The sequence below is a fragment of the Neorhizobium sp. R1-B genome, assembly GCF_004368875.1.
GTDB lineage: Bacteria > Pseudomonadota > Alphaproteobacteria > Rhizobiales > Rhizobiaceae > Neorhizobium > Neorhizobium huautlense.
In genome coordinates, this window is record NZ_SOEM01000004.1 from 115,324 (window position 1) to 140,589 (window position 25,266).

Consider the following 25,266-nt stretch of genomic DNA (forward strand, 5'->3'; position numbering starts at 1 on the left):
GAAGCATTCTTGCGCAACTTTTCATTTGACGAATGTAATAACATTACATATGCAGATCCGTGTGATTTTTGAGAGTGATTATACGACACGGGGCTCGGTATGCTTCTCCTCACCTATCACCGGTATCTCGCCGAGCCGATCTCGACCAAAGTCCCCGGTCCGAACGGGCGCGGAAATCTCATACGCTTGCTCTTCGGTCTCCGCACCTTGGCTGCCGTCTTTTCCAGCTTGACGGCGAGACGGACGGGCCTTTATCTGGCGATGACGGTTCCCGGAGTCAAAAGCAACGGGACGAAAAGGGAATACGGTGCGGACGACCCGAAGGGGATCCAAGACCGTGGCTGCCCCCGCAACTGTGAGCGGATTGCCGTCCATCCTCGTGGTGCCGAAAGGCGCCATGCCACTGCGCTGGTTTTGGGCGCGGGAAGGCAGGTGGGCGACAGATATTCGCAAGCCAGGAGACCTGCCGTCGAACATCGATCCATCATCACGGGCGGGGATGCCCGAAGAGGAGAAAGACATGGCCGACACCCGCGCTTCATCGCGCTTTTGCGTATCATATTTCCCAGATCTCCATCGTCGACGGGGCGACCGGGTGCTTTGAAAGCATCCTGATATCTAGCGCGGCCCGTTCAGGACCCGCATTCACATCACACTTCGGGAAATATAACGATGATCACTTCCAAGCGGTGGCCGCACGTTGGCCTGTGCGCTTTGTCCTTGATTGTTTCAGGACTGTTTCACAACGCCCTGGCGGCAGAAACCGTCTATCCTCTCACGCTTGAGAATTGCGGGCGGCAGATAACCTTCAAGAACGCGCCGTCACGCACCGTCTCGATCGGCCAGAGCAGCACCGAGATTCTCTACCTTCTCGGTCTTGCGGACAAGGTGATCGGCACTGCGCTGTGGGTCGGGCCTGTCCTGAAAGGCTACGAAGAGGTCAACGCCAAGATCGAACGCCTCGCCGACAACGATCCGAGCTTTGAAAGCGTGCTTGGAAAGAAGCCGGACATCGTCACCGTGCAGTTCCAGTGGCAGGTCGGTCCCGAGGGTGTCGTTGCAAAGCCCGAACAGTTCGAGGAACTGGGCATCGCGGTCTACACGTCGCCGTCCGACTGCATGGGCAAGGAAAATTCCGCCGCCGGCGACGGCGTCCGCCATCAGGTTTTTACCATGGACCTCGTCTATCAGGAGGTTCGTGATCTCGCGAAGATCTACGACGTGCAGGAAAAGGGCGAGGAAGTAGTGGCCGATCTCAAGCGGCGTGAGGCAGCGGCGCGCGCCAAGGTCGCTTCTGTCGAGGGCAGGCTTTCGGCCGTCTTTTGGTTTTCCAGCGCCCAGCAAGACGCTGACCCATACGTGGCGGGTAAAAACGGGGCGCCCGGCTACATCATGTCGGCTCTCGGGATCGAAAACATCATCAAAACCGACGAGGAATGGCCGACGGTGGGCTGGGAGACAATCGCCAGGGCCAATCCGACGATGATTGTGGCCGGCGCAATGAATCGCCGCCGTTACCCGCTGGACAGCATCGAGGCGAAACGTAAATTCCTGGACACCGATCCTGTCGCCAGCCTGATGCCGGCAGTTAGGAGCGGCCATGTCTTCGACATGGATGCGCAAGCCATGAATCCGACGATCCGCACCATCGAGGGCATTGAGGCGCTGGCCGATGCCATTGCAGGCGCCGGTCTGGTCAAATGAGACCTGCAGTCTCTTCCATTGGCCGTACGGGCGCTATTCCGCTGGCGCTTGTGGTCCTCGTCGCAGTCTTGTGGCTTGGCGCAGCGATCGGCGAGACTTCGATCCCGTTCGGGGTGGTTGCCAAGACGGTGGCCAACCGGCTGTGGAGTGCGGGCTATGCGCTCGAGCCGATCGACGAAGGCATCGTCTGGAGCTATCGGCTCAGTCGGGCAGTCGTAGCGGCTTGCTGCGGTGCGGCGCTCGCCTTGTCCGGGGTGGTGCTGCAGTCGCTGCTGCGCAATCCGCTAGCCGATCCCTATATCCTCGGGATCTCCGCGGGGGCTTCCACCGGGGCCGTCAGCGTGGCGATTCTTGGCCTGGGGGGCGGCATGATGACGCTCCCGATGGGTGCACTTCTCGGAGCCCTCATAGCCTTTGCCCTTGTCAGCCTGCTGGCCCTCAAGGCGGGCAAGGGAACGGCGGCCATCATTCTTGCAGGCGTTGCGGGGTCGCAACTTTTCAATGCGCTCACTTCCTTCATCGTTACCAAGGCGGCGACCGCGGAACAGGCGCGGGGCATCATGTTCTGGCTGCTCGGCAATCTGTCTGGAGTCCGCTGGCCGGATGCCTGGCTGGCGATTCCTGCCGCATTGACGGGTCTTCTGGTCTGCCTTTGGCATGCCCGCTCGCTTGACGCCTTCACGTTCGGCGCGGAATCGGCGGCATCACTCGGCATATCCGTTCGCCGCACCTACGTCGCACTGGTCGGAGTCTCCGCAATGATGACGGCGGTCATGGTTTCGATCGTCGGCTCCATCGGCTTTGTCGGTCTGGTCATTCCGCATGCAGCGCGCATGCTGGTCGGCGTCCGCCACAGCGTGCTGTTGCCGGCTGCCGCGCTGATCGGCGCCGTTTTCATGATCCTGGCGGATATCCTTTCCCGCGTTCTCATCCCGGGTCAGGTCCTGCCGATCGGAGTGATCACCGCCCTTGTCGGAGCGCCGGCCTTCGCTTTCGTTCTGGGGCAGCGAAGGGGACGCGGATGACGCTTACGGCAAAAGACGTTTCCTGGGGCGTCGGGGAAGCTGCGATTGTGAAGAGCATCTCGCTGGAGGTCAGGGAAGGAGAGTTTCTCGGTCTCATCGGTCCGAACGGCTCGGGGAAGACGAGTCTGATGGCGTTGCTTTCCGGCATCCGCAGGCCGCGGTCCGGCGAGGTCATTCTGGATGGCGTGCCGATCGGCAGGCTCGGTCGGCGCGAAGTCGCCCGGCATCTGGCTTTTGTGGAGCAGCAGGCGGAGACCGCCGAGCGGATCACTGCCAGGCAGGCCGTCGAGCTTGGACGCACGCCTTATCTCGGACCTTTGTCGCCCTGGTCAGCCAATGACGATGCGGTCGTCGAGGCGACCCTTGCCAATGTCGACATGGCTCATCTTGCCGATCGGCTTTGGCATACGCTTTCGGGCGGGGAACGCCAACGTCTGCATATTGGCCGCGCTCTTGCCCAGCAGCCGAAGATTCTGCTCCTGGACGAGCCGACCAACCACCTGGACATCGGCCACCAGATCAGCCTGCTCGATCTCGTCGGCCGGCAGGGGCTTACAGTGGTCGCGGCACTGCACGACCTCAACCATGCCGCCATGTTCTGCGATCGGATCGCCGTGATGCAGGGCGGGCGGCTGGCTGCGCTCGGAACGCCTTCCGAGGTGCTCACCGCCAAACGCATCCGCGAGGTTTTTGGGATCGAAGCCGAAGTCGAAATCGATATCCAAGGAAGCTGTCACGTCCGTTTTCAAGCACAAGGCCGAAAGGGCGGGCAATCTGCTTCCATGGGGTAAAATCACGGCGTGCCGACTGCAACTTCTCCCGATGAAAGATCATGCCGGCGTGATGCAATACGCCGTCAATGAACCGCGGAAGGATACGATTTCCGGAGGTAATCCGGCAGAGCCGCACGTTGCCGGTTAAATCACGCAGGCGTTGCCATCTTCGCAGCATCCTGGAAGGAAACGAGCTTGCTGCTCTTTTCATCCCAAAGCACGAGCCTGACGCACTGAATGCTCTGCCACAAGGTTATGCGGCCGATACCAGCAAGCTCGGGATGGTCGTGAAGCACTTCCGTCAGCCTGTAGTAAGGAATCCGGCTCGATAGGTGATGGACGTGGTGAACGCCGATATTGCCGGTAACCCATCGAAGCACCAGCGGCAGGTCGTAATGGGATGCGCCGTGAAGCGCGGCTTTCGGGAACTGCCATTCGTCGCCCTTCGACCAATGGGTGTCCTCGAACTGATGCTGGACGTAAAAGAGCCATACGCCGGCTGCACCCGCAAGCAGAACCACCGGCAGATGGACCAGCAGAAAGGGAACGAGCCCGACGGCCCAGATCATCAGAGCCGTGAGGATTGCGACCGCGAGATTGGTCGCCATCGTGGAAACCCACGGCAAAGCCCCGGAATTCATCATCCCGAAAGGCAGGCGCTGCTTGAAGAGAAAGAGCCAGGCAGGCCCGATGCCGAACATGACCAGCGGATGACGGTAAAGCCGGTAGGCGAGACGCTTCGACCAGGGAAGGGCATGATATTCAGCAACCGTCAGCGTGGTGATATCGCCGACGCCCCGTTCGTCAAGATTGCCGGCCGAGGCGTGATGGGCGGCATGCGCCCGCCGCCAGTAGTCGTAAGGCGTCAGGGTCAGAACCCCGAGGGCCCGCCCGGTCCAATTGTCGAGACGCCGGCGCGCGAAGAACGAGCCGTGCCCGCAATCGTGCTGGATCATGAAGAGCCGCAGCAGAAAGGCGGCTGCCGGGAGAACGAGGACGAGCCCGATCGGAAAACCCAGGACGACAGAGATATAGGCGCCGGCCCAGAACGCCGTGAAGGGAAGAAGCGTGACGATCAGTTCGAATGCGCTGCGGCCAAAACGGGGCTGCCGATATTTCGATAGAATCTTCAGCCACGCGCCGACGTTGTCATCTGCGACATTGGCGATTGGAAAAACATGGGCGTTCATGGAGTTCGATCCACCTTCTCGGCCTCGGGGCGCAGCAGCTCCGAGGAGAGATTCGCCGTTGCGTTCTGCTGGTATATGCTCTGCAACCGTCAGCGCTGACGGGCCTTGCGTGCCGCGTAGCGGCGGTCGCGTTCTGCCTTGCGGGCGGCTTCATCGGCCACGACGCGGGAAACGCGCTCGTTGATTTCTGCTTCTCTGGCGGCAGCCTCGGCTTTTTCATGGGCTTCCGCGGCGGCGGTCAATTCCGCCGCTTCCTTCCGGAGGCGCTCATTTTCCGCTGCCTTCAATGCTTCACGTTCGGCGCGGCGGGCTTCTCGCGCTGCCGCAACGGCTTCGCGCTCAGCACGCCGCTCCTGCATGGCGGGATCGTCCGCTTTCGGGGCGGACGCAAATTTCGCCAAAAGCCTTTGCTTGGCATCCGCTGCGGTTTTGCGGCGCTCGGCAAAGCTGTTGTCGTTCGGGTGTCTCAATGGATCTTCCTTGTATTTTTCGGCATGTTACAGGTGCAGGCGGAGATCGCTCGCGGGAAGCCGGGCGACTATTCGCGTCAGCCAATTACCTTAACAGAAAAAGGCCAGACATCCGCCTGGCCTTCGCATACTTTCGCTACCCATGCCAGTACATCCGTGGTCATGGAAGCTAAAGTTTAGGCAGCCTGAAGCTGGCCTGCAGACATCTTGCCCGACTTCTTGTCGCGCTCGAGTTCGAAGCCGAGCTTCTGACCTTCAACGATCGAGCTCATGCCGGCGCGCTCGACAGCAGAGATGTGAACGAAAACGTCGGCGCTGCCGTCGTCAGGCTGAATGAAGCCGAAGCCCTTGGTGGCATTGAACCATTTAACTGTGCCAGTGGTCATAACGAACCCTTTCATAGCAATTGTGGACCGCCGGGCGACGCACGGCGGGATGTTTTCGACTTTTGAGAGGGAACGTTCGTCAAGAAGCGCGAGGCGCAGCAACAACAATATCAGCAAACAAAGTATCGATGGTTCTCAAATAGGGGATGCCAATGCGATTGTCAACTTTTTGTTTTAGGAAATATAAATAATGCTACTTAAGGTAGATTTTTACCGAATGCAATCGGCGCCAACACTGCGCGATCAGGGCGCGGTGTTGAAGAAGGCGAGCCGGGTGAAGATGGTGTAGTTCGCTTCCGAGACCATCAGTGCCATGAAGATCAGCACGGCTGCCGGCGGCAGCAGGATAGCGTAAACGAGCGCCAGCCGTTCCCAGGCCATATGCATGAAGACAGCAACGATCAAACCTGCCTTCAGCATCATGAAGACGATGATCAGCAACCAGCGCGCCAAGCCCTGGACCCCGAGATAATCAACCATGTAGGAAAAGGCGCTGAGCACGAAGAGCAGGCCCCAAACGAGGAGGTAGAGCCGGATCGGATGCTGCGCGCTGTGCGCTTGCGTGGGTGTCTGCATATGCGATGTTGTCTCGCTCATGATGACGCTCCTTCACCACAGATAGAAAAACGCGAAGATGAATACCCAGACCAGATCGACGAAGTGCCAGTAGAGGCCCATGATCTCGACGGACTCGTACTGGCCTTTCCGGCTTGTGAAAAAGCCGCGGCGCGCCACGTCGAAATCCCCTCGCCAAACCTTGCGGGCGACGATGAGGAGAAAGATGACGCCGATCGTGACGTGAGTGCCATGGAAGCCGGTGATCATGAAGAAGGTCGATCCGAACTGGGGAGCACCCCAGGGATTCTCCCAAGGACGCACACCTTCGGATATCAGCTTCGTCCATTCGAAGGCCTGCATGCCCACGAAGGTAGCGCCGAGAAGCGCCGTCGCCAGCATCAGGGCGGCCGTCCGTCCGCGTTCGCGGCGATAGCCGAAATTTACAGCCATCGCCATGGTGCCGCTGCTTGAGATCAGCACGAACGTCATGATCGCAATCAGGATCAGCGGTACGTCCTGCCCGCCGATATGAAGCGCGAAGACTTCGCTCGGATTGGGCCAGGCGACAGGCGTCGACATTCGGGCCGTCATATAGGCAATCAGGAAGCAGCCGAAGACGAAGGTGTCGCTGAGGAGAAAAATCCACATCATCGCCTTGCCCCAGGAGGCGGTCTTGAAGGCGCGCTGATCGGAGGAAAAATCGGCGGCGACCCCTCGCAGCCCGGTGGGACCGAGGTCGGAATTGCCGAGAGACTGTGTCATCCGAGATACCTCCTAGCTGATCAGTTGGCGGCAGAGATCGATGAAATCATTCGCCCAGCCGGCAAAGAGCACGAAGAGCAGCAGCCAGACGGCGAGCATGAAATGGGAATAGATGGCGGAAAGATCGACGCTAAGACGTAGCCTGTCTCGCGGTACATCCGCTGCAAATACCCGCACTGTCGTACGGCCAAGCACGACAAGCCCTCCGAGGATATGAAGGCCATGCAGGCCGGTGAGCATATAGAAGAAGCTGTTGGCTGGGTTGTCGGCAAGCACGTAGCCGGCCGATACCAGCTCCCGCCAGGCCTGGATCTGTCCGATGAGAAAGAGAACGGCAAGCGAAAAAGCGGCTGCTAGCGCCAGCGGCAGGCTTTCCATGCGGTCATGCCGCGCTTCTCTTTTTGCCCATTCCAGGGCGCCGCTGCTCAACACGAGCACGGCGGTGTTTGCCCAGAGCAGGCGCGGAACCGGAGTGGCCCACCAGTCCGCCGAGGCCATGCGCATGAAATAAGCGCTGACAGAGAGGCTGAAGAGGGCGCCGACGACGCCGAGGAAGACAAAGAGGCCGATTTTCACCGCAGGTTTGGACGGCAGTTCCCGCCTGTCTGTCGCGGGCAGCTCCAGGCCCGTTTCAAGCCAGGGTTTCGACATCAGCCGCTGCCCGGCCAGCCACCAGATAATGACGCCGCCGATTAGGGCAAGGAAGATCAGCACGACGTTCATGCGACGACCTCCCTCGTGAGGCCGCCGCTTGGAGGCTGCGTCTGCGGAATGAAATCCTCAGCCGATCCCGGCACGCTGTAGTCATAGGCCCAACGGTAGACCACCGGCAGATCCCTGCCCCAATTCCCGTGCGCAGGAGGGGTTTGCGGCGTTTGCCATTCGAGCGTCGTTGCCCGCCAGGGATTGCCGCCTGCTTGCCTGCCTTTGAAGAGGCTCCAGACCAGATTGAACAGGAAGACGATCTGAGCTGCGCCCACAACGAGCGCCATGACGGTAATGAAGACGTTCAATGTGTTGGCCGAAGGCGGAACGAAGACCGTGTCTCCCAGTTCGTGGTAGCGGCGCGGCATGCCGAGCAGGCCGAGATAATGCATGGGAAAGAAGATCGCATAGGTGCCGAGAAAGGTGATCCAGAAATGGATATGACCGAGGAAATCGTCCAGCATCCGTCCGGTAACCTTGGGATACCAGTGGTAGATCGCCCCGAAGATGACGAGGATCGGCGCGACGCCCATGACCATGTGAAAATGCGCGACGACGAACAGCGTATCGGACAGGGGAACGTCGACCACGACGTTGCCTAGGAACAGTCCGGTCAGGCCGCCGTTGACGAAGGTGACGATGAAGGCTAGCGCGAAGAGCATGGGCAGGGTTAGATGGATGTCGCCGCGCCATAGTGTCAGCACCCAGTTGTAGACCTTGATGGCAGTCGGGACAGCGATGATCAGCGTGGTGGTGGCGAAGAAAAAGCCGAAGGCCGGGTTCATGCCGCTGACATACATATGATGCGCCCAGACGATGAAGCTCAAGGCGCCGATGACGACGATCGCCCAGACCATCATGCGGTAGCCGAAGATGTTCTTGCGGGCATGGGTGCTGATAAGGTCAGAGACAATGCCGAAAGCGGGTAGCGCCACGATATAGACTTCCGGATGGCCGAAGAACCAGAACAGGTGCTGGAAGAGGATCGGGCTGCCGCCCCCGTGTTGCAGCTGCTCGCCCATCTCGACGATGGCGGGCATGAAAAAGCTCGTGCCGAGCAATCGGTCGAACAGCATCATGACGCAGGCGACGAAGAGGGCGGGAAATGCAAGCAGCGCCATCACGGTCGCGGTGAAGATGCCCCAGACGGTCAAAGGCATGCGCATCAGCGTCATGCCGCGCGCCCGTCCTTGCAGCACCGTCACCACATAATTCAGGCCGCCCATGGTAAAGCCGATGATGAAGACGATCAGTGAGAAGAGCATGAGGAGAATGCCCCAGTCGCTGCCGCCCGGCGTACCGGACAGAACGGCCTGCGGAGGATAGAGGGTCCAGCCGGCCCCTGTCGGGCCGCCGGGGACGAAAAAGCCTGCGACCAGGATCAGGACGGCAAGCAGATAGATCCAGTAGCTCAGCATGTTCGCATACGGGAACACCATATCGCGGGCGCCGAGCATCAGGGGAATGAGGTAATTGCCGAAACCGCCGAGGAACAGCGCTGTCAGAAGATAGATCACCATGATCATGCCATGCATGGTGATGAACTGGTAATAGTGATTGGCATCGATGAAGGCGAAATAGCCGGGAAAGGCAAGCTGCAGGCGCATCAGCCAGGAAAGCACGAGCGCGACCAGACCGATCGAGATGGCCGTGAGCGAGTACTGCACGGCGATGATCTTGGCGTCCTGGCTGAAGACGTATTTCGTCCACCAGCTTTTCGGATGATAAAGCTCGACATCCTCCACCTCGGCGGCCGGAACGGCGCCTGCGCTGCCAGACGGAATTTCGACCATGATATCTCCTCCCGTTTCATCCGATGCCGCTTTGACTGTCTTTCCCGGCCTCAGTTGACCGGCTGCTGCTCTCCCGATGCCAGAAGCTGGTTGAACGTCTGCTGTTGGTCGAGCCAGATCTGATAGTCCGCGGCCTCCTCGACCACGACCGTTCCGCGCATCTGTGGATGGCCGACGCCGCACAGTTCGGCGCAGAGAATGTCGAAAGTTCCGGTTCGCGTCGGTGTGAACCAGAAATAGGTCACCATGCCGGGGATCATATCCATCTTGGCGCGGAATTCGGGCACGTAAAAATCGTGGACGACGTCCACGGAGCGCAGCAGCACCCGCACCGGTTTGCCGACCGGCAAATGCAATTCGCCGCCCTCTACGATCACGTCGTCGAGACCTGCGGCATCGTTCCTGTTAAGGCCGAGCGGATTTTCGGAGGTGATGTCACGCGTATCCGCGCGGCCGAGTTTCCCGTCCACTCCCGGCAGACGGAAGCTCCACAGCCATTGCTGCGCGACGACCTCCAGAGGTGATGCCTCGTCCGGCACCGTGACGAACTGGTTCCATACCACAAGGCCGGGCGCGAGCATGGCGGCGACGCCGACGGCGGTGCCTGAGGCGAGCAGCATTTCCAGCCTGCGGTTTTCCGGCTCGTACGCCGCCTTGTTCCCGGGTTTGTGCCGGAAGCGAAAGACGCAATAGGCCATGAACAAGACCACGGCCACGAAAACCACGCCGGTAATCCAGAAGGTGACGACGAGAGTGCTATCGATATAGGTCCAGTTGGACGCAATCGGCGTCCACCACCATGGGCTCAGCACATGGAAGAGCAGCGAGCCCACCACCAGCAAGACGAGGATCAGCACGACAGCCATTTCCGCCCCTCCCTGAGCCGATCCGACCGTGGATAGGAAACCGCATTTCGCAACTCTTATTTTTTGATTATCTCACAAATAGAAAACACCCGCAATTACGGCAATTTAAGCATGTGTCCCCGGCGTCGGCCGGTTCCGTCGTTCAACCATCGATCCCCTCGCAGGCTCTGCGTCGCAGCGCACGGGATGGTTTCAGTCCGGAACCACCACCAATTTACCGACGAAATTCTTGGCCATGAAGTCGGTCTGTGCCTGATGAAACTCAGAGAGAGGATAGACGCCGCCGACAAGCGGCCGGATCTTCTTTTCCTCGATATAGCGGACGAGCCGTCGGAAATCGGTCCGGCTCCCCTGGCTCGACCCGTGCAGTTCGAGCTGCTTGAGATACATCGTCCGGAGATCCAGTTGCACGACCGGTCCGCCGATCGCGCCAGCCGTCGTATAACGGCCCTCCGGGCGCAGGATCTTCAACAGGTCGTTGAACATCTGTCCTGCGACAAGATCGGCGACGACGTCGACTGGTCTGCCTCGCGTCGCCAAATGCACGGCGTCGACCAGATTGCCCGCGCCTCGCGTTACGACCGCTTCCGCGCCGATATCGAGCACCGCCTGCTCCTTGCCGGCGCCGGCAATAGCAATGGGGACGGCTCCGCGCGCTCGCGCCAACTGGATGATCGCAGAGCCAACGCCGCCGGATGCGCCGGTGACCAACACGATTTCACCCGCCGAAAGTCGCGCCCGTTCGAGCATCCGTTCGCCGGTCAGATAGGCGCAGCAGAAGGTCGCGAGTTCGACGTCGGTGAGGTCGGTATCGACCACATGCGCATTCTCGGATGGCAGCGCCATGTATTCCGCATAGCCGCCATCCCGGCCGTGGCCCATGTAATCGATATCGGCGAGGCTGTCGTCGTCGCGGTTGTAGATCGAGAAATCGACCATGACGCGTTCGCCGATCCGGGCGTCATCGACGCCCTTGCCGACCGCGACGATGCAGCCCACCGTATCGGTGCCCTGGATGCGCGGAAAGGTCAACGTATTGCCTTGCCGGCGCCAGGTCGAGACGGCGGACGGGTCGTCTTCGGTGCCATAGGCCCCTTGGCGGACCCAGACATCGGTGTTGTTCATGCCGCAAGCGGTGACTTTAATCAGCACTTCGCCATCGGCAGGCACCGGAACGGGCGTGGCGCGGTTATAGATCAGTTTGTCGAGGCCGCCATGACCGATCAGCTGTACGGCGGCCATGGTTTTGGGAATCGTATTCATTCGGCACTCCTCAGATCGACTTGAAGACGCTGTCGATCGCTTCCGCCGTGGCTTTCACAACGGTGTCCGCCTCTTCGCGAGTGAGGCAGAGGGGCGGCGCAAAGCCGAGGATGTCGCCTTGAGGCATGGCGCGCCCGATGACGCCGCGTTCAAGGAGTGCCGTTGCGACTCGGGGGCCGATCTTCTGTGAAGGATCGAAGAATGTGCGGTCGTCCTTGTCTTCGACGAATTCGACCGCAGCCATCAGGCCGTCGCCGCGGACCTCACCGACATACTTATGGGAACCGACCGCTTTGGCGAGTTCGCTCCGGAAATAGGCGCCGGTCTCGCCTGCTTTCGTCACCAGATCGAGTTCGTCGATTAATTCGAGATTGGCGATGCCCGCAGCCGAGCAGATCGGATGCGCAGAATAGGTCCAGCCATGGCCGATCGCTCCCATCTGGTCCGAGCCCTGGACCAGTACCTGCCAGACCTTGTCAGAGACGATGGTTCCCGAGAGCGGCGCATAGGCCGAAGTCAGGCCCTTGGCTATCGTAATCAGATCCGGTCTCATGCCGTAATGGTCAGAACCGAACATGGTGCCGAGCCGGCCGAAGCCGGTGACGACTTCATCCGCGATGAGCAGGATGTCGTATCTGCCGAGCACGGCTTGGATCTTCTCCCAATAGCCCTTCGGCGGCGGTACGATGCCGCCGGTGCCGAGGATCGGTTCGCCGATGAAGGCGGCGATCGTATCGGGGCCCTCAGCCAGGATCAGTTCTTCGAGTTTGTCGGCGCAATATTGCGAGAATTGCTCTTCGCTCATGGAGCGGTCCGGCCGCCGGAAATAATAAGGCGCTTCGGTGTGCAGGACCGGTGCTCGCGGCAGGTCGAAGGCCTTGTGAAAAAGTTCGAGGCCGGTAAGGCTGCCGGTCATCACCCCGGAACCGTGATAGCCACGCCAGCGCGAAATGATCTTCTTCTTTTCCGATCGCCCGAGGATGTTGTTGTAGTACCAGATCAGCTTGATGTTGGTCTCGTTGGCGTCGGAGCCGGAAAGGCCGAAATAGACACGGCTCATGCCGGCCGGCGCCCGATCGATGATCATCTTCGACAAAGTGATCGAGGCTTCGGTGCCGTGGCCGACATAGGCATGGTAGTAGGCGAGGTTTCTCGCCTGCTCGGCGATCGCTTCGGCGATCTTCTGCTGCCCATAGCCGACATTGACGCAATAGAGGCCGGCGAAGGCGTCGAGGCTGGTGCGCCCGTTGACGTCGGTGATGTAGACGCCTTCTCCGCTGCCGATCACGCGGGTCGGCGTCTCGCCGCGCGCATGCATTCCCATATGGGTCGACGGATGGAAAAAATGGTCCCGGTCCCAGGCGGTGAGTTCATTATTTCTTTCGAGCATTGGCTTTTCCTTCGAGATACGGGACCGCTCAGCCGGCCGTGTCGATGCAGATGTATTTGACTTCACTGAAGGCCTCGATGCCGTGGCGAGAACCTTCGCGCCCGAGACCGGACTGTTTCCATCCGCCGAAGGGGATCGGCCCGCCGGTAATCTTCACGCGGTTGATGGCCACCATGCCATATTCGAGCGCCCGACTGACGCGCAGCTGGCGGGCGCCGTTCTCCGTGACGGCATAGGCGACCAGGCCGTATTCGGTGTCGTTGGCGCGGGCGATGACTTCATCCTCGTGGTCGAAGGCAGTTACGGCCGCAACCGGCCCGAAGGTCTCCTCGCGCATGACCAGCGCGTCGTCCGGCACATCCACCAATAGCGTGGGTTCGAAAAACAACGGACCGGCCGCGTGGCGCTTGCCTCCGGCGATCAGTCGCGCACCGCGCTTAATCGCATCCCCCACCTGCGCCTCGACCTTTGTCATGGCGCGCTCATGCATGAGGGGGCCGATATCGATGCCCTCGGTCAGCCCGTTGCCAATTTTCAGGGCAGCGATCCGCCCGGCAAAAGCGGCGTTGAAGGCGCTAAGGATCGGCCGCTGGACAAAAATCCGGTTGGCCGCGAGGCAGTCCTGCCCGGAGGTCGCGAATTTGGCGGCCATCGCTATATCGGCGGCGCGATCGATATCCGCGTCCTCGAATATGATGAGGGGTGCATGTCCGCCGAGTTCCAAGACCAGCCGCTTCATTGTCGGCATGCATTGCGCGGCGATCAGCTTGCCGATCTCGGTGGAGCCGGTAAAGCTCATCGCCCGCACCCGGTTATCTTCGCAAAGCCGACCAACGATGGTGGCTGCGTCACCGGTCACGACATTGAACACGCCGGCCGGAATGCCGGCACGTTCGGCGAGCTCGGCCAGCGCCAGGGCCGAAAGTGGCGTTTCGGAGGACGGATGGGCAACGATCGTGCAGCCGGCGGCAAGCGCCGCTGCACCCTTGCGGGTCAGCATGGCGGAGGGAAAGTTCCAAGGTGTGATCACGCCGACGACGCCGAGCGGTTCGCGCCGGATGATCATCTCCGCATCCGGCAGGTGGCTGGTGACGCTTTCGGCGTTTACGCGCTTTCCTTCCTCGGCATACCACTCGATGAAGGATGCGGCGTAGTCGATCTCGCCGCGAGCTTCGGCAAGCGGCTTGCCCTGTTCAAGGGTCATCAGGAGCGCAAGATCCTCCTTGGCTGCCAATACCAGCCGATGCCATTCCTTCAAGATCGCTGCCCTCTCCTGCGGCAGTTTTGCCCGCCAGAGGGGAAAAGCGGCCGCGGCGGCGTCGATCGCAATGCCGGTTTCCTCCGCGCCCAGGCTCGCGACAAAGGCAAGCGTGGCGGAGGAGGAGGGATCGGTCACCTGGAAGCTGTGGCCCTCCGTGCCGGCGATCCAACGTCCGTTCACATAGGCGAGATCGCGCAGCAGATGACGATCGATAAGACGCATCAGGGCCTCGTGATAGGCAGGGCGTGCAAAAATTGCGGTCATGGCCAGATCCTCATTCAAGCTCGTCTCCAGTGTGGCGGAGCTTCGGCGAGAGATTGTCCATTCCGCGGGGCGGAAAGAGAGAGATGGTCTAAACTGGCGGGTCTGTCCGGAGAAATTGTCTGTCACCGGTGTCGGCCCGGAAGAGGGCCGAGACCGGCACCCCGGTCTCTTCCTTCACGGTTTTTGTAACGATGTAGGTGAAATAACGCTCGATACCGAGCTCGCGGTTGAGCAGATCGTCGATCAGCCGCTGGTAGGCATCGATATCAAGGGTCACGATCTTTGCAATGTAATCGACGCCACCGCCGACCGACCAGCAGGCCGTAATCTCCGGAATAGCTGACACAGCGCGTTCGAAGCGATCGAAATCGCTTTGGCGGTGGTTGGCAAGCGTGACTTCCACCATGACGCTGGCAATGGGTGCGATTCGCCGCGCCGCGAGGTGCGCGTGATACCCGGCAATGATGCCCGCCTTCTCCAGTTTTCGAAGGCGCATCCAGCAGGGCGTCGGTGAAAGCCCGACCTTTTCGGCGAGCGCAAGCTTGGTGATTCGACCGTCGCTTTGGACGGCTTCCAGGATTCGCAGGTCGATGGCGTCGATTTTCATACGGTTTCCTGTCGTGCAGTTGTGAAGAAAGACAATGAAAATTCGTTTTGGCATTGTCAATTGAACTGATTTTAAGCACAGTCGAAATCATGACAAATTGGCGACCGGATCCCTCTCAACTTCGCCGACCGGCCTATCTCTCGCTCGCCGAGCAGATTGCGCGCGCCATCCAGGAGGGGACACTTGCCAGCGGCGCGAGACTTCCCACCCATCGCCGCTTGGCGGACGACCTCGGCCTTTCGGTTCAGACAGTAAGCCGCGCCTATGACGACCTCATCCGCCGCGGGCTGATCTCCGGCGAGATCGGGCGCGGCAGTTTCGTCCAGAGCCGGCCCCGAGAGCCCGAGCCGCCCTACCTGCCGGAGAGGCTGGGCGAGGTTATCGATCTGTCGATCCTCAAGCCGGTCTGCGAAAACATGCATCTGGACAAGATGCGGCAGGCCTTCGGCTGGCTTTCGGAAAACCTGCCGGCCAGTTCTGCGCTCTCCTTTCGACCGAACATGGTCTTTCCACGTCATCGCGCCATTGCGACCGAGTGGCTTGCTCTTTGCGGCATCCAGGCCTCCGCCCTGAACGTGAACCTGACCAATGGCGCGACATCCGGCATGACGGTGGCGCTGATGAGCACCGCTCCACCTGGATCGATCGTCGCCACGGAGGCGATCAGCCACCATACGCTGGTGCCGCTTTCCACCTATCTCGGCATTCATCTGGAAGGCTTGCCGATCGATGACGACGGCATGATTCCGGAAGCGTTAGACGAAGCCTGCCGCACGAGCCCTATCCGCGCCGTCTTCCTGCAGCCCTCGGTTATCAATCCACGAGCCACCCTGATGAGTGCACGGCGACGGGAAGCTCTGGCGCAAGTGGCAAGCCGGCATGATATCGCAATCATCGAAAACGACGTCCTCGGCCCCTTGGTGGGCGACAGGCCTCCGCCGATTGCGGCAATCGCGCCGGAGCGCACGCTGTATGTCACGAGCTTTACCAAAATTACCGTACCCGGCTTGCGTATCGGCTATCTCGTCGCTCCCGACCGGTATGTGGCCGCAGTCGCAAACCGGCATCTGGTTTCGAACTGGATGGCTACCCCCGCAATCGCCGAGATCGCCACCCGTTGGGTGGCCGACGGTACTGCCATGGAGCTTGTCAACTGGCAGCGCCAAGCTCTTGCCGACCGGCATGCCATCGCCCAGGAGGCGCTTTCGGGACTGCGTTACTATTCGCATCCGCAGAGCCTGCATGTCTGGCTTCCTCTCTCCGACGCTCATTCGGAAGAGGGTTTCGTGTCGCAAGCGAGGTTGCGTGGCGTGGCAATCGCCCCGGGCACATCGTTTCGCACCGCCGGTCAGGGATGGGCGCCCGCTGTGCGGATTTCGCTGGGCTCCACGTCAGGCGACGACCTGAGGACAGGCCTCGGGATTGTGGCTTCGCTCACTCAAGGAAATCCAGAGGCGCTTCTGCTCGCGATTTAGGTTTAGCGCTGGGGAAATGGGCAGATGTATAAATATTGTCATGATATTATTTTATGAATTGACATGATTTCTTGAGGCCGTCATCGTTGGTGCATTGCTTGTCTCAACAGGGAGAGACATGAATGGCATCCCCTATCATCCGCATCGACAACATCGTGAAGAGATATGGTCCGCTCACCGTTCTCGACGGCTTGTCTATCAAGGTGATGCCTGGCGAAAAGCTGGCGTTGATCGGTCCGTCCGGTTCCGGCAAGACGACCATCCTGCGCATTCTGATGACGTTGGAAACGATCAGCGGGGGCCATATCGAGGTTGACGGCGAGCAGCTATATCACATGAGGAAGGGCGCGGACCTGATCTCTGCCGACGAGCGCCACCTGCATCGCATGCGCAAGAAGATCGGCATGGTCTTCCAGCACTTCAATCTGTTTCCGCACAAATGTGTGCTCGACAACATCACGCTCGCGCCGATGCTGACGCAGGGCGCGGGGCGCGCAGACGCGGAAAAGCGGGCGATGGAACTTCTGGACATGGTGGGCATGGCGGACAAGGCGAAGGCGGTGCCGGCCCAGCTTTCCGGCGGCCAGAAGCAACGCGTCGCGATCGCCCGGGCGCTCGCGCTCTCTCCGAAGATCATGCTGTTCGACGAGGTGACCTCGGCGCTCGATCCGGAACTCGTCGAAGAGGTATTGAACGTTATGCGGCGGCTGGCAGCCGAGACCGACATGACCATGCTTCTCGTAACGCATGAGATGGGTTTCGCTCACGATTTCGCCGATCGCGTCCTGTTTTTCGATCGCGGCAAGATCGTCGAAGAGGGGAGGCCGGAGGAGATTTTCCGAAACCCCAAGCAGGAGCGAACGCAGGGTTTTCTCCGCAAGATCATCGCGGCGGGGCACCGCGTCTGACCGCCTGGAGCGGTGACATTGCCCGAATAATAAATAGGAAAACCAGAGGAATTGGGACAATGAAGACAAGAATTCTCACGACCGCCGTCAGTATGGCAACGTTGCTTTCCATCGCAGCCGGGGTGCCTGCGTTCGCCGCTGACGACAAGCTGAACGATCTCAAGGAACAGGGCTTTGCCCGTATCGCCATCGCCAACGAGCCGCCCTATACGGCCGTCGGCGCCGACGGCAAGGTGTCGGGTGCCGCACCGGACGTCGCGCGCGTCATTTTCCAGCGCCTCGGCGTCAAGGAGGTCGTGGCCTCGATCTCCGAATATGGTGCGATGATCCCGGGCCTGCAGGCCGGCCGGCACGACGCCATTACCGCCGGTCTCTTCATGAAGCCGGAGCGCTGCAACGCGGTCGCCTATTCCGAGCCAATCCTCTGCGATGCGGAAGCTTTCGCCGTCAAGAAAGGCAACCCGCTGAAGCTCACGAGCTACAAGGACATTGCCGACAACACCAACGCGAAGATCGGGGCACCGGGCGGCGGCACCGAGGAGAAGCTCGCACTCCAGGCCGGCGTGCCGCGCGACCGTGTCATCGTGGTGCCCGACGGGCAGAGCGGCGTCAAGATGCTTCAGGACGGTCGTATCGACGTCTACTCGCTTCCGGTCCTTTCGATCCACGACCTCATGGACAAGGCCAAGGATCCAAACCTCGAAGTCGTCGCACCCGTCGTCGGAGCGCCGGTTTATTGTGATGGGGCGGCCTTCCGCAAGCAGGATGTGGCGCTTCGCGATGCCTTCGACGTGGAACTCAAGAAGCTGAAGGAATCCGGCGAGTTCGCCAAGCTCATCGAGCCCTACGGCTTCTCTGCCAAGGCCGCCATGTCGACGACCCGGGACAAGCAATGCACTGCCGCCCAGTAAGCTGCCGAGATCAGGTGGACGGAGCGGTCTATGTCCCGGTCCGCCACCGGTCACGGCCGAAGGCCGTCTCTGCACTGTATCGGATGATGGGAAGTTTTTGCTGATGTCGGTCTGGTCCGGCTATTTGACGCTGATCCTCGAGGGCGCGCTGGTGACGCTGAAGTTGACCGTCATGGGGTCGGCTCTGGCGCTGGTGATGGCTTTTCTGGCCGGGCTCGGCCGGCTCTCACGCTTCTTCGCCGTGAGGGCGCTTGCCACGACCTATATCGAGTTCTTCCGCGGTACTTCGATCTTCGTACAGCTCTTCTGGGTCTACTTCGTCCTGCCTTTTGCAGGCATCACGCTTACCCCGCTTCAGGCAGGCGTGCTTGCATTGGGGCTGAACGTCGGGGCTTATGGGGCCGAAGTCGTGCGCGGTGCCGTCAAGGCCGTTGGGCGCCAGCAGACCGAGGCCTGCGTGGCGCTCAATCTCTCGCGCTATCAGCGCATGCGCCATGTGATCCTGCCGCAGGCGCTGCCCCTGATGCTGCCGACCTTCTGCAACAATGCCATCGAGCTCTTGAAGGGAACCGCGGTCGTGTCGCTGATCTCGCTGACGGACCTGACTTTCCAGGCACAGGTCGTCCGCGCACAGACCGGCAACACACTCATTCCCTTCACCACGATCCTCTTCCTCTATTTCGTCATGGCGTGGGCGATTTCCACAGCCATGCGCTGGCTGGAGCGGCGGATGACGCGCGGTCTCGATGGCGTGAGGACCTGATCATGGAATGGGATTGGGATTTCGTTTGGCAGATCATGCCGACCCTTCTCGAAGGGTTCAAGATCACCATACTGGCGACCATTCTCGGTGCGCTGGTGGCTGCGGTAATCGGTCTCGCTCTCGCCATTGCGCGCCGTTCGCCGATCGCCGCGGTATCTCGCACGGTCGGCTTCGTCTCGGAATTCATCCGCGGCACGCCGCTTCTCGTACAGCTCTATTTCATATTCTATGTGCTGCCCGATATCGGCATCCGCCTGTCGCCGCTGGTTGCCGGCGTGATCGGTATCGGTGTGCATTACGCAACCTATACTGCAGAGGTCTACCGAGCCGGTATCGAAAACGTGCCGCGCGGCCAATGGGAGGCAGCCAACGCAACCAATCTCACCACGCGGCAGGCCTGGATACACGTCATCCTGCCGCAGGCCATTCCGCCGATGATCCCGGCGCTCGCAAACTATTTTATCGCGATGTTCAAGGAGACGCCGCTGCTTTCGGCGATCACCGTGCTGGAACTGATGAACCAGGCGAAGAGCATCGCCAACAGCAATTACCGCTACATCGAGCCGATGACATTGGTCGGCGTCTTTTTCCTCGCCGTCAGCCTGCTCTCGGTCGTCGGGCTGCGCTGGCTGGAGGAACGTTATGCCCGGATGGATGACTGATATGGTTCCTGTCGACATAAACCTCCATGGCCGAAAACCGCGGCTGGACGAGCGGCCGCTTGAAAAGCGGATCGGCCTCGTCATCCTGTCCACGGATCATACGACGGAGGTGGACTTCCAGCGCATGGTCGCAAGCGACCGCATCGGCGTCTACGTCAATCGCATCCCCTATGCCAATCCCACGACGCCCGAAAATCTCATGAAGATGCAGCCGGCGTTAAGCGAAGGCGCATCGCTCATTCTGCCCGACGAGCCGCTTGATGCCGTCATGTATTCCTGTACCTCCGCCTCCGTGGTGATCGGAGATGTCAGGATCGAGGAGGCGATACGTGCTGCCAAGCCGGGCGTTCCGGTCGTGACGCCGACTGCCGCGGCCGTAAGGGGACTGCGGGCGTTGGGCGCGCACAGTATCTCGATCCTGACCCCCTATACCGTCGAGACGAGCCGACCGATGGCCGATTATTTCGCCGGCCTCGGCTTCACGATCAACCGCTTCACCTGCCTTGGTTTCGAAGATGATCGCGAAATGGCTCGCATTGCTCCAGACGAGATCGTTTCGCTCGCCAGCGAAGCGATGGATCCGCAGTCGCAGTCGCTTTTCATCTCCTGTACCGCCGTCCGGGCCGCTCAAGTCGCGGGGCGCGTCGAAGCTGCGATAGGTAAGCCTGTGGTTACCAGTAATCTGGCCACTGCCTGGGCCTGTCTGCGCCTCTGCGGTGAAACCGCTTTGCGTCCAGAACTGGGCACGCTGATGACAAAACCCTATTCGGAGGGCTGAGTTCATGAGCGGGAAAACCTTGCCGGTTCAGCTTGACGATATCCGCGCCGCCTCGGCCCGGCTCGATGGTCGTGTACTCCGGACTCCGATGACGCAATCGGCAACGCTGAGGGAGCATATGGGCGTGCCGGTCCATCTGAAGCTGGAGCATCACCAGACCACCGGCAGCTTCAAATTGCGCGGCGCGACGAACGCCGTACTTTCCCTTTCTCGGAAAGAGCGGTCACGAGGGGTGGTGGCTGCTTCCACCGGCAATCACGGGCGGGCGCTCGCCTTTGCGGCCAAGGCAGAAGGCTCCGTCGCGACCGTCTGCATGTCGTCGCTCGTGCCGGAGAACAAGGTCTCGGAAATCCGCCGGCTAGGCGCCCATGTACGTATTGTCGGGCGCTCGCAGGACGAGGCGCAGGAGGAGGTGGAGAGACTGGTCGCGGAAGAGGGGCTGGTCATGGTGCCGCCCTTCGATCATCCGGCCATCGTCGCGGGGCAGGGCACGCTGGGCCTCGAGATCATCGAACAGTGCCCGGAGGTGGAAACCGTTCTGGTGCCGTTGTCCGGCGGGGGGCTTGCCGTTGGCGTTGCCGCTGCGGTGAAGGGCCTGAAACCATCGGTCCGGGTGATCGGCCTGACGATGGAGCGCGGAGCAGCGATGAAGGCGAGCCTCGACGCCGGCAGACCGGTGCTGGTCGAGGAGCTATCGAGCCTGGCGGATTCGCTCGGCGGCGGCATCGGTCTCGATAACCGCGTCACTTTCGCGATGTGTAGGGATCTTCTCGATGACGTCGTCCTTCTCTCCGAAGCGGAGATCGCGGCCGGCATGCGGCATGCCTATGCCGTCGAGCGCGAAGTAGTCGAAGGCGCCGCAGCCGTGGGCATCGCGGCGCTGTTGGCGGGCAAGGTCGCAAGTCGAGGCCCTGTCGTCACCATTCTCTCCGGCCGCAATATCGACATGGAGCAGCACCGGCGCGTGATCAACGGTGACATCTCCCATGGAAAGGATGCCGCATGAGCCGGATGGTAATTCTCACCGAAAGGGACCTGCGCAAACTTGTTCCGCTCGACGGCCAAGCGGTCGCCTGCGTTGAGGACGCATTTCGCGCGCTCGCCACCAAGCCTGTTGCCATGCCCCCCATCTTGCGCCTCGATATTCCCGAGCATCGAGGCGAGGTGGACGTAAAGACCGCCTATGTGCCCGGCCTGGAAGGTTTCGCCATCAAGATCAGCCCCGGGTTTTTCGACAATCCGAAGATCGGCTTGCCGAGCACAAACGGGATGATGGTCTTGTTGTCCAGTCGCACCGGTCTCGTTCAGGCGCTGTTGCTCGATAACGGTTATCTCACCGATGTCAGGACGGCAGCTGCCGGCGCGGTGGCCGCCAGGCACCTTTCGCGTCCGGACTCGAGCATTGCGGCGATCTTCGGAGCAGGCATGCAGGCGCGCCTTCAGCTGGAGGCTCTGACGCTGGTCCGCCCGATCCGGGAGGCGCGCATCTGGGCGCGCGATATGGCAAAGGCCGAAGCCGCTGCGACCGAGCTGGCCGCCAAGCTCGACTTTCCTATCCGCGCTGAAGCCGACCCTCAGGCCGCCGTCGCCGGGGCCGATATCATCGTTACCACGACGCCGTCCGAAACGCCGATCCTGAGGGCCGACTGGCTTCGGTCAGGTCAGCACGTGACTGCCATGGGCTCGGATGCCGAGCACAAGAACGAGGTCGAGCCGACGGCGATCGCCAAGATCGACGTCTATGTCGCCGATAGCCTCAAACAGACCAGGCGGCTGGGGGAACTGCATCACGCGATCGCGGCCGGGCTGGTTTCAGAGGATGCAGTGTTCCCGCAGCTAGGCGACGTCGTCGCCGGTCTCCATCAAGGCCGCGAGAACCCCGGACAGATCACACTCGCTGACCTCACCGGCACGGGGATCCAGGACACCGCCATCGCCACGCTTGCCTTCGCGCGAGCGGATGCCGCCGGCGCTGGCATCACATTCGAAAGCTGAGCCGGTCTTGCACCGGATAATGAAGGGAAGAAACATGACCCAGCCCAATCTCAAATTCTCACTTGGCGAATATGCTGCACGGCTGGAAAAGACACGGCGCGCTATGGAGGTAAAGGGGATCGATCTTCTGATCATCAGCGACCCCTCTAACATGGCCTGGCTGACGGGTTATGACGGCTGGTCTTTCTATGTGCATCAGGCGGTCATCGTGCCGCCATCCGGCGAGCCGATCTGGTTCGGTCGAGGTCAAGATGCCAATGGCGCCAAGCTGACCGCCTATCTCCGCCACGAAAACATCGTCGGGTATCCGGACCACTACGTTCAGTCGACCGAGCGGCATCCGATGGACTATCTCTCCGGTATCCTGACCGACCGCGGCTTGGGCAAATTGACTGTCGGCGTCGAGATGGACAATTACTGGTTCTCGGCTGCTGCCTTCGCATCGCTCACGAAGCACCTGCCGAACGCCCGGTTCGTGGATGCGACCGCGCTCGTCAACTGGCAGCGCGCGGTGAAAAGCGAAACCGAGATCAAATATATGCGCAATGCAGCCCGCATCGTCGAGGCGATGCATGCGCGGATCTTCGACAAAATCGAGGTCGGCATGCGCAAATGCGACCTCGTCGCCGAAATCTATGACGCCGGCACGCGCGGCGTCGACGGTATCGGCGGCGATTATCCGGCGATCGTGCCGCTGCTGCCGTCGGGCGTGGAAGCCTCGGCGCCGCATCTGACCTGGGACGACCGGCCGATGAAGGAGGGCGAGGGCACCTTCTTCGAGATCGCCGGCTGCTATAATCGCTATCACGTGCCGCTCTCGCGAACGGTGTTTCTGGGCAAGCCGACGCAAGCCTTTCTCGATGCCGAAAAAGCGACGCTGGAGGGCATGGCGGCGGGCCTTGCGGTGGCTAAACCCGGCAATACTTGCGAGGATATTGCCAATGCCTTCTTTGGCGTCTTGAAGAAGTACGGGATCGTCAAGGACAACCGAACCGGTTACCCGATCGGTCTTTCCTATCCGCCGGACTGGGGCGAGCGCACCATGAGCCTGCGCCCCGGCGACCGCACCGAGCTCAGACCTGGCATGACCTTCCATTTCATGACCGGCCTGTGGCTGGAAGACATGGGCTTTGAGACGACGGAGAGCATTCTCATTACCGAGACCGGCGTCGAATGCCTGGCGAACGTGCCGCGCAAGCTGATGGTTAAGGACTGAGACGGTGATGAGCGAGACAGCTTTGCGGCCCTCGCCGATCAGCCCGACGGTGGATTTCGATGCCGAGGGTGTGCAGCACGGTTTCCTGCGGCTGCCCTACAGCCGCGACGACTCCGCCTGGGGATCGGTGATGATCCCAGTAACGGTGATCCGCAACGGCAAGGGGCCGACCGCGCTCCTGACAGGCGGCAATCACGGCGATGAGTACGAAGGACCGATCGCGCTCTTCGATCTCGCGCGCAGCCTGAAGGTGGAGGATGTAAGTGGCACGGTCATCATCGTCCCGGCAATGAACTACCCAGCCTTCCTGACCGGCACGCGCACTTCGCCGATCGATAAGGGCAATCTGAACCGCAGCTTTCCCGGCCGCCCGGACGGGACGGTGACGCAGAAGATCGCCGATTATTTTCAGCGCGAACTGCTGCCGCGCGCCGATATCATACTGGATTTCCATTCGGGCGGCAGGACGCTGGATTTCCTGCCCTTCTGCGCCGCTCACATCCTGCCTGACAAAGAGCAGGAGAAAAAAGCCTTCGAGCTGGTGAAGGCGTTTTCCGCACCCTATTCGATGAAGATGCTCGAAATCGACGCCGTCGGCATGTACGACACGGCCGCCGAGGAGATGGGCAAGGTCTTCATCACGACGGAACTTGGCGGCGGCGGCACGGCAACGGCGAAAACCGCAGGCATCGCCAAACGCGGCGTCATGAACGTGCTGCGCCATGCCGGCATCGTCGCGGGCAGGTTCGACGTCGGATCGACGACCTGGCTCGATATGCCGGGCGGCGATTGTTTCGTGTTCGCTGAAGAGGACGGGCTGATCGAGTTCACCTTCGACCTCGCAGACCAGGTCCAAGAAGGTGCCGTGGTGGCCCGTATCTACCCGACCGGAAGGACCGGCGCTGCGCCGCGCGAGATTCATGCAAAAATGAATGGCATCCTGTGCGCCCGGCATTTTCCGGGACTAGTCAAGGCGGGCGATTGCGTGGCGGTGATTGCCGCCGTCGTCAGTCATAGTTCGGATTGACGTTAAAGGCGAAGTGATTGCCGCGTTTTCCTGCGGCTCTATTTCGGGAACTGCTTGATATAGGCAATGACATTGGCGATGTCTTCGTCCGCCTTGAGGCCGACGAATGCCATTTTCGTTCCCTTGATCGTGCCCTTGGGATCACGAAGGTATGTGGCAAGCGTTGCCTCATCCCAGACGGTGCCATTCTTGCCGGCATCGACCATGGCGCTGGAATACTTGAAGTCGCCGAGCGTTCCGGCAGTTCTACCGATCACTCCCTTCAACGACGGACCGACTTTGTTTTGATCCGTATCGACGACGTGACAGGCCTTGCATTTGGCGAAAACTTTTTCGCCGGCGGCGGCGTCCTGACAGTGGGCGTGAGTCACGGTCATAATCATCACGCCAAGTGCGCCGAGGCAAACATTGAAATACATGTCATTTCTCCCAAAGGTCGAGCCTTGACAGGCGGGCAGCCATGACTGCCGGCTCTCCCAATAATTCAAGTAGCCCTGGGAAAAGGCAAGTCAAC

The 25,266-nt window shown here is 60.7% G+C and carries 26 protein-coding genes and 1 riboswitch; of the genes, 13 read left to right on the forward strand and 13 right to left on the reverse strand.

What is annotated here, in order from left to right; genetic code table 11:
* Window positions 1–248 precede the first annotated feature (248 nt).
* Window positions 249–486: riboswitch (cobalamin riboswitch) on the forward strand.
* Between the two features lie 186 nt (window positions 487–672).
* The 3 genes from EDE05_RS07615 to EDE05_RS07625 are packed head-to-tail and all read left to right on the forward strand — an operon-like array spanning window position 673 to window position 3,520.
* Window positions 673–1,704, forward strand: coding sequence for an ABC transporter substrate-binding protein (locus EDE05_RS07615; RefSeq protein WP_132409507.1), 1,032 nt, complete (start codon window positions 673–675; stop codon window positions 1,702–1,704).
* Entirely contained in the window at window positions 1,701–2,729 is a 1,029-nt protein-coding gene (locus EDE05_RS07620; protein WP_132409505.1) for an iron ABC transporter permease, read from the forward strand. The genes EDE05_RS07615 and EDE05_RS07620 overlap by 4 nt, the downstream gene beginning before the upstream one ends.
* Window positions 2,726–3,520 carry an ABC transporter ATP-binding protein gene (locus tag EDE05_RS07625; protein WP_132409503.1) on the forward strand — a complete coding sequence of 265 codons (795 nt, stop codon included), beginning with the start codon at window positions 2,726–2,728 and terminating at the stop codon, window positions 3,518–3,520. The genes EDE05_RS07620 and EDE05_RS07625 overlap by 4 nt, the downstream gene beginning before the upstream one ends.
* 131 nt (window positions 3,521–3,651) lie before the next feature.
* Here EDE05_RS07625 and EDE05_RS07630 read toward each other — a convergent pair whose 3' ends face one another.
* From EDE05_RS07630 to EDE05_RS07685, 12 genes are all read right to left on the reverse strand, one after another.
* Window positions 3,652–4,692, reverse strand: coding sequence for a fatty acid desaturase (locus EDE05_RS07630; RefSeq protein WP_132409501.1), 1,041 nt, complete (start codon window positions 4,690–4,692; stop codon window positions 3,652–3,654).
* An 89-nt stretch (window positions 4,693–4,781) separates the two neighbouring features.
* Window positions 4,782–5,162 (reverse strand): DUF6481 family protein, encoded by a 381-nt coding sequence (locus tag EDE05_RS07635; RefSeq protein ID WP_105372815.1) that lies wholly within the window; start codon window positions 5,160–5,162, stop codon window positions 4,782–4,784.
* 176 nt (window positions 5,163–5,338) lie between these two features.
* Window positions 5,339–5,548, reverse strand: a complete 210-nt coding sequence (locus EDE05_RS07640; RefSeq protein ID WP_007754805.1) for a cold-shock protein — start codon at window positions 5,546–5,548, stop codon at window positions 5,339–5,341.
* A 243-nt stretch (window positions 5,549–5,791) separates the two neighbouring features.
* Window positions 5,792–6,145, reverse strand: coding sequence for a cytochrome C oxidase subunit IV family protein (locus tag EDE05_RS07645; protein WP_132409499.1), 354 nt, complete (start codon window positions 6,143–6,145; stop codon window positions 5,792–5,794).
* Window positions 6,146–6,157: 12 nt separating this feature from the next.
* Window positions 6,158–6,868, reverse strand: a complete 711-nt coding sequence (locus tag EDE05_RS07650; protein ID WP_112799537.1) for a heme-copper oxidase subunit III family protein — start codon at window positions 6,866–6,868, stop codon at window positions 6,158–6,160.
* 12 nt (window positions 6,869–6,880) lie between these two features.
* Window positions 6,881–7,591: a cytochrome c oxidase subunit 3 gene (locus EDE05_RS07655; protein ID WP_132409497.1), complete on the reverse strand. Its 711-nt coding sequence runs from the start codon at window positions 7,589–7,591 to the stop codon at window positions 6,881–6,883.
* Entirely contained in the window at window positions 7,588–9,366 is a 1,779-nt protein-coding gene (ctaD, locus tag EDE05_RS07660; protein ID WP_105372811.1) for a cytochrome c oxidase subunit I, read from the reverse strand. The genes EDE05_RS07655 and ctaD overlap by 4 nt, the downstream gene beginning before the upstream one ends.
* Before the next feature lie 50 nt (window positions 9,367–9,416).
* Window positions 9,417–10,232, reverse strand: a complete 816-nt coding sequence (locus tag EDE05_RS07665; protein WP_132409495.1) for a cytochrome c oxidase subunit II — start codon at window positions 10,230–10,232, stop codon at window positions 9,417–9,419.
* A 192-nt stretch (window positions 10,233–10,424) separates the two neighbouring features.
* On the reverse strand, window positions 10,425–11,495 hold the full coding sequence (locus EDE05_RS07670) for an alcohol dehydrogenase family protein (RefSeq protein ID WP_105372809.1): 1,071 nt from the start codon (window positions 11,493–11,495) through the stop codon (window positions 10,425–10,427).
* Between the two features lie 10 nt (window positions 11,496–11,505).
* Window positions 11,506–12,885, reverse strand: coding sequence for an aspartate aminotransferase family protein (locus EDE05_RS07675; protein WP_105372808.1), 1,380 nt, complete (start codon window positions 12,883–12,885; stop codon window positions 11,506–11,508).
* A gap of 28 nt (window positions 12,886–12,913) precedes the next feature.
* Window positions 12,914–14,410, reverse strand: coding sequence for an NAD-dependent succinate-semialdehyde dehydrogenase (locus EDE05_RS07680; protein ID WP_105372917.1), 1,497 nt, complete (start codon window positions 14,408–14,410; stop codon window positions 12,914–12,916).
* 88 nt (window positions 14,411–14,498) lie between these two features.
* Window positions 14,499–15,017, reverse strand: a complete 519-nt coding sequence (locus EDE05_RS07685; protein ID WP_105372807.1) for an Lrp/AsnC family transcriptional regulator — start codon at window positions 15,015–15,017, stop codon at window positions 14,499–14,501.
* A gap of 89 nt (window positions 15,018–15,106) precedes the next feature.
* Between EDE05_RS07685 and EDE05_RS07690 the strand changes: the two genes are divergently transcribed.
* The 10 genes from EDE05_RS07690 (at window position 15,107) to doeB (ending at window position 24,752) form a co-directional block, all read left to right on the forward strand.
* Window positions 15,107–16,492 carry a PLP-dependent aminotransferase family protein gene (locus EDE05_RS07690; RefSeq protein ID WP_105372916.1) on the forward strand — a complete coding sequence of 462 codons (1,386 nt, stop codon included), beginning with the start codon at window positions 15,107–15,109 and terminating at the stop codon, window positions 16,490–16,492.
* Between the two features lie 122 nt (window positions 16,493–16,614).
* Window positions 16,615–17,400 (forward strand): ectoine/hydroxyectoine ABC transporter ATP-binding protein EhuA, encoded by a 786-nt coding sequence (gene ehuA, locus EDE05_RS07695; RefSeq protein ID WP_105372806.1) that lies wholly within the window; start codon window positions 16,615–16,617, stop codon window positions 17,398–17,400.
* A 59-nt stretch (window positions 17,401–17,459) separates the two neighbouring features.
* Window positions 17,460–18,311, forward strand: a complete 852-nt coding sequence (gene ehuB / locus EDE05_RS07700; RefSeq protein WP_105372805.1) for an ectoine/hydroxyectoine ABC transporter substrate-binding protein EhuB — start codon at window positions 17,460–17,462, stop codon at window positions 18,309–18,311.
* 103 nt (window positions 18,312–18,414) lie between these two features.
* Entirely contained in the window at window positions 18,415–19,074 is a 660-nt protein-coding gene (gene ehuC / locus EDE05_RS07705) for an ectoine/hydroxyectoine ABC transporter permease subunit EhuC (RefSeq protein WP_105372804.1), read from the forward strand.
* Between the two features lie 2 nt (window positions 19,075–19,076).
* Entirely contained in the window at window positions 19,077–19,736 is a 660-nt protein-coding gene (gene ehuD / locus EDE05_RS07710; protein ID WP_105372803.1) for an ectoine/hydroxyectoine ABC transporter permease subunit EhuD, read from the forward strand.
* A complete protein-coding gene (gene eutA / locus EDE05_RS07715) occupies window positions 19,729–20,514 on the forward strand; it encodes an ectoine utilization protein EutA (protein ID WP_105372915.1) in 786 nt (261 codons plus the stop codon). The genes ehuD and eutA overlap by 8 nt, the downstream gene beginning before the upstream one ends.
* 4 nt (window positions 20,515–20,518) lie before the next feature.
* On the forward strand, window positions 20,519–21,520 hold the full coding sequence (gene eutB / locus EDE05_RS07720; RefSeq protein ID WP_132409493.1) for a hydroxyectoine utilization dehydratase EutB: 1,002 nt from the start codon (window positions 20,519–20,521) through the stop codon (window positions 21,518–21,520).
* The gene (gene eutC, locus EDE05_RS07725) at window positions 21,517–22,509 is read left to right on the forward strand and encodes an ectoine utilization protein EutC (RefSeq protein ID WP_105372801.1); all 993 of its coding nucleotides are present in this window, start codon (window positions 21,517–21,519) and stop codon (window positions 22,507–22,509) included. Before eutB ends, eutC begins: the two co-directional genes overlap by 4 nt.
* Before the next feature lie 34 nt (window positions 22,510–22,543).
* Window positions 22,544–23,725: an ectoine hydrolase DoeA gene (gene doeA, locus EDE05_RS07730; protein ID WP_105372800.1), complete on the forward strand. Its 1,182-nt coding sequence runs from the start codon at window positions 22,544–22,546 to the stop codon at window positions 23,723–23,725.
* A 7-nt stretch (window positions 23,726–23,732) separates the two neighbouring features.
* On the forward strand, window positions 23,733–24,752 hold the full coding sequence (doeB, locus tag EDE05_RS07735; RefSeq protein ID WP_105372799.1) for a N(2)-acetyl-L-2,4-diaminobutanoate deacetylase DoeB: 1,020 nt from the start codon (window positions 23,733–23,735) through the stop codon (window positions 24,750–24,752).
* Window positions 24,753–24,790: 38 nt separating this feature from the next.
* Here the strand turns inward: doeB and EDE05_RS07740 are convergent, their stop codons facing one another.
* A complete protein-coding gene (locus EDE05_RS07740; RefSeq protein ID WP_245422919.1) occupies window positions 24,791–25,135 on the reverse strand; it encodes a cytochrome c family protein in 345 nt (114 codons plus the stop codon).
* Window positions 25,136–25,266 lie beyond the last annotated feature (131 nt).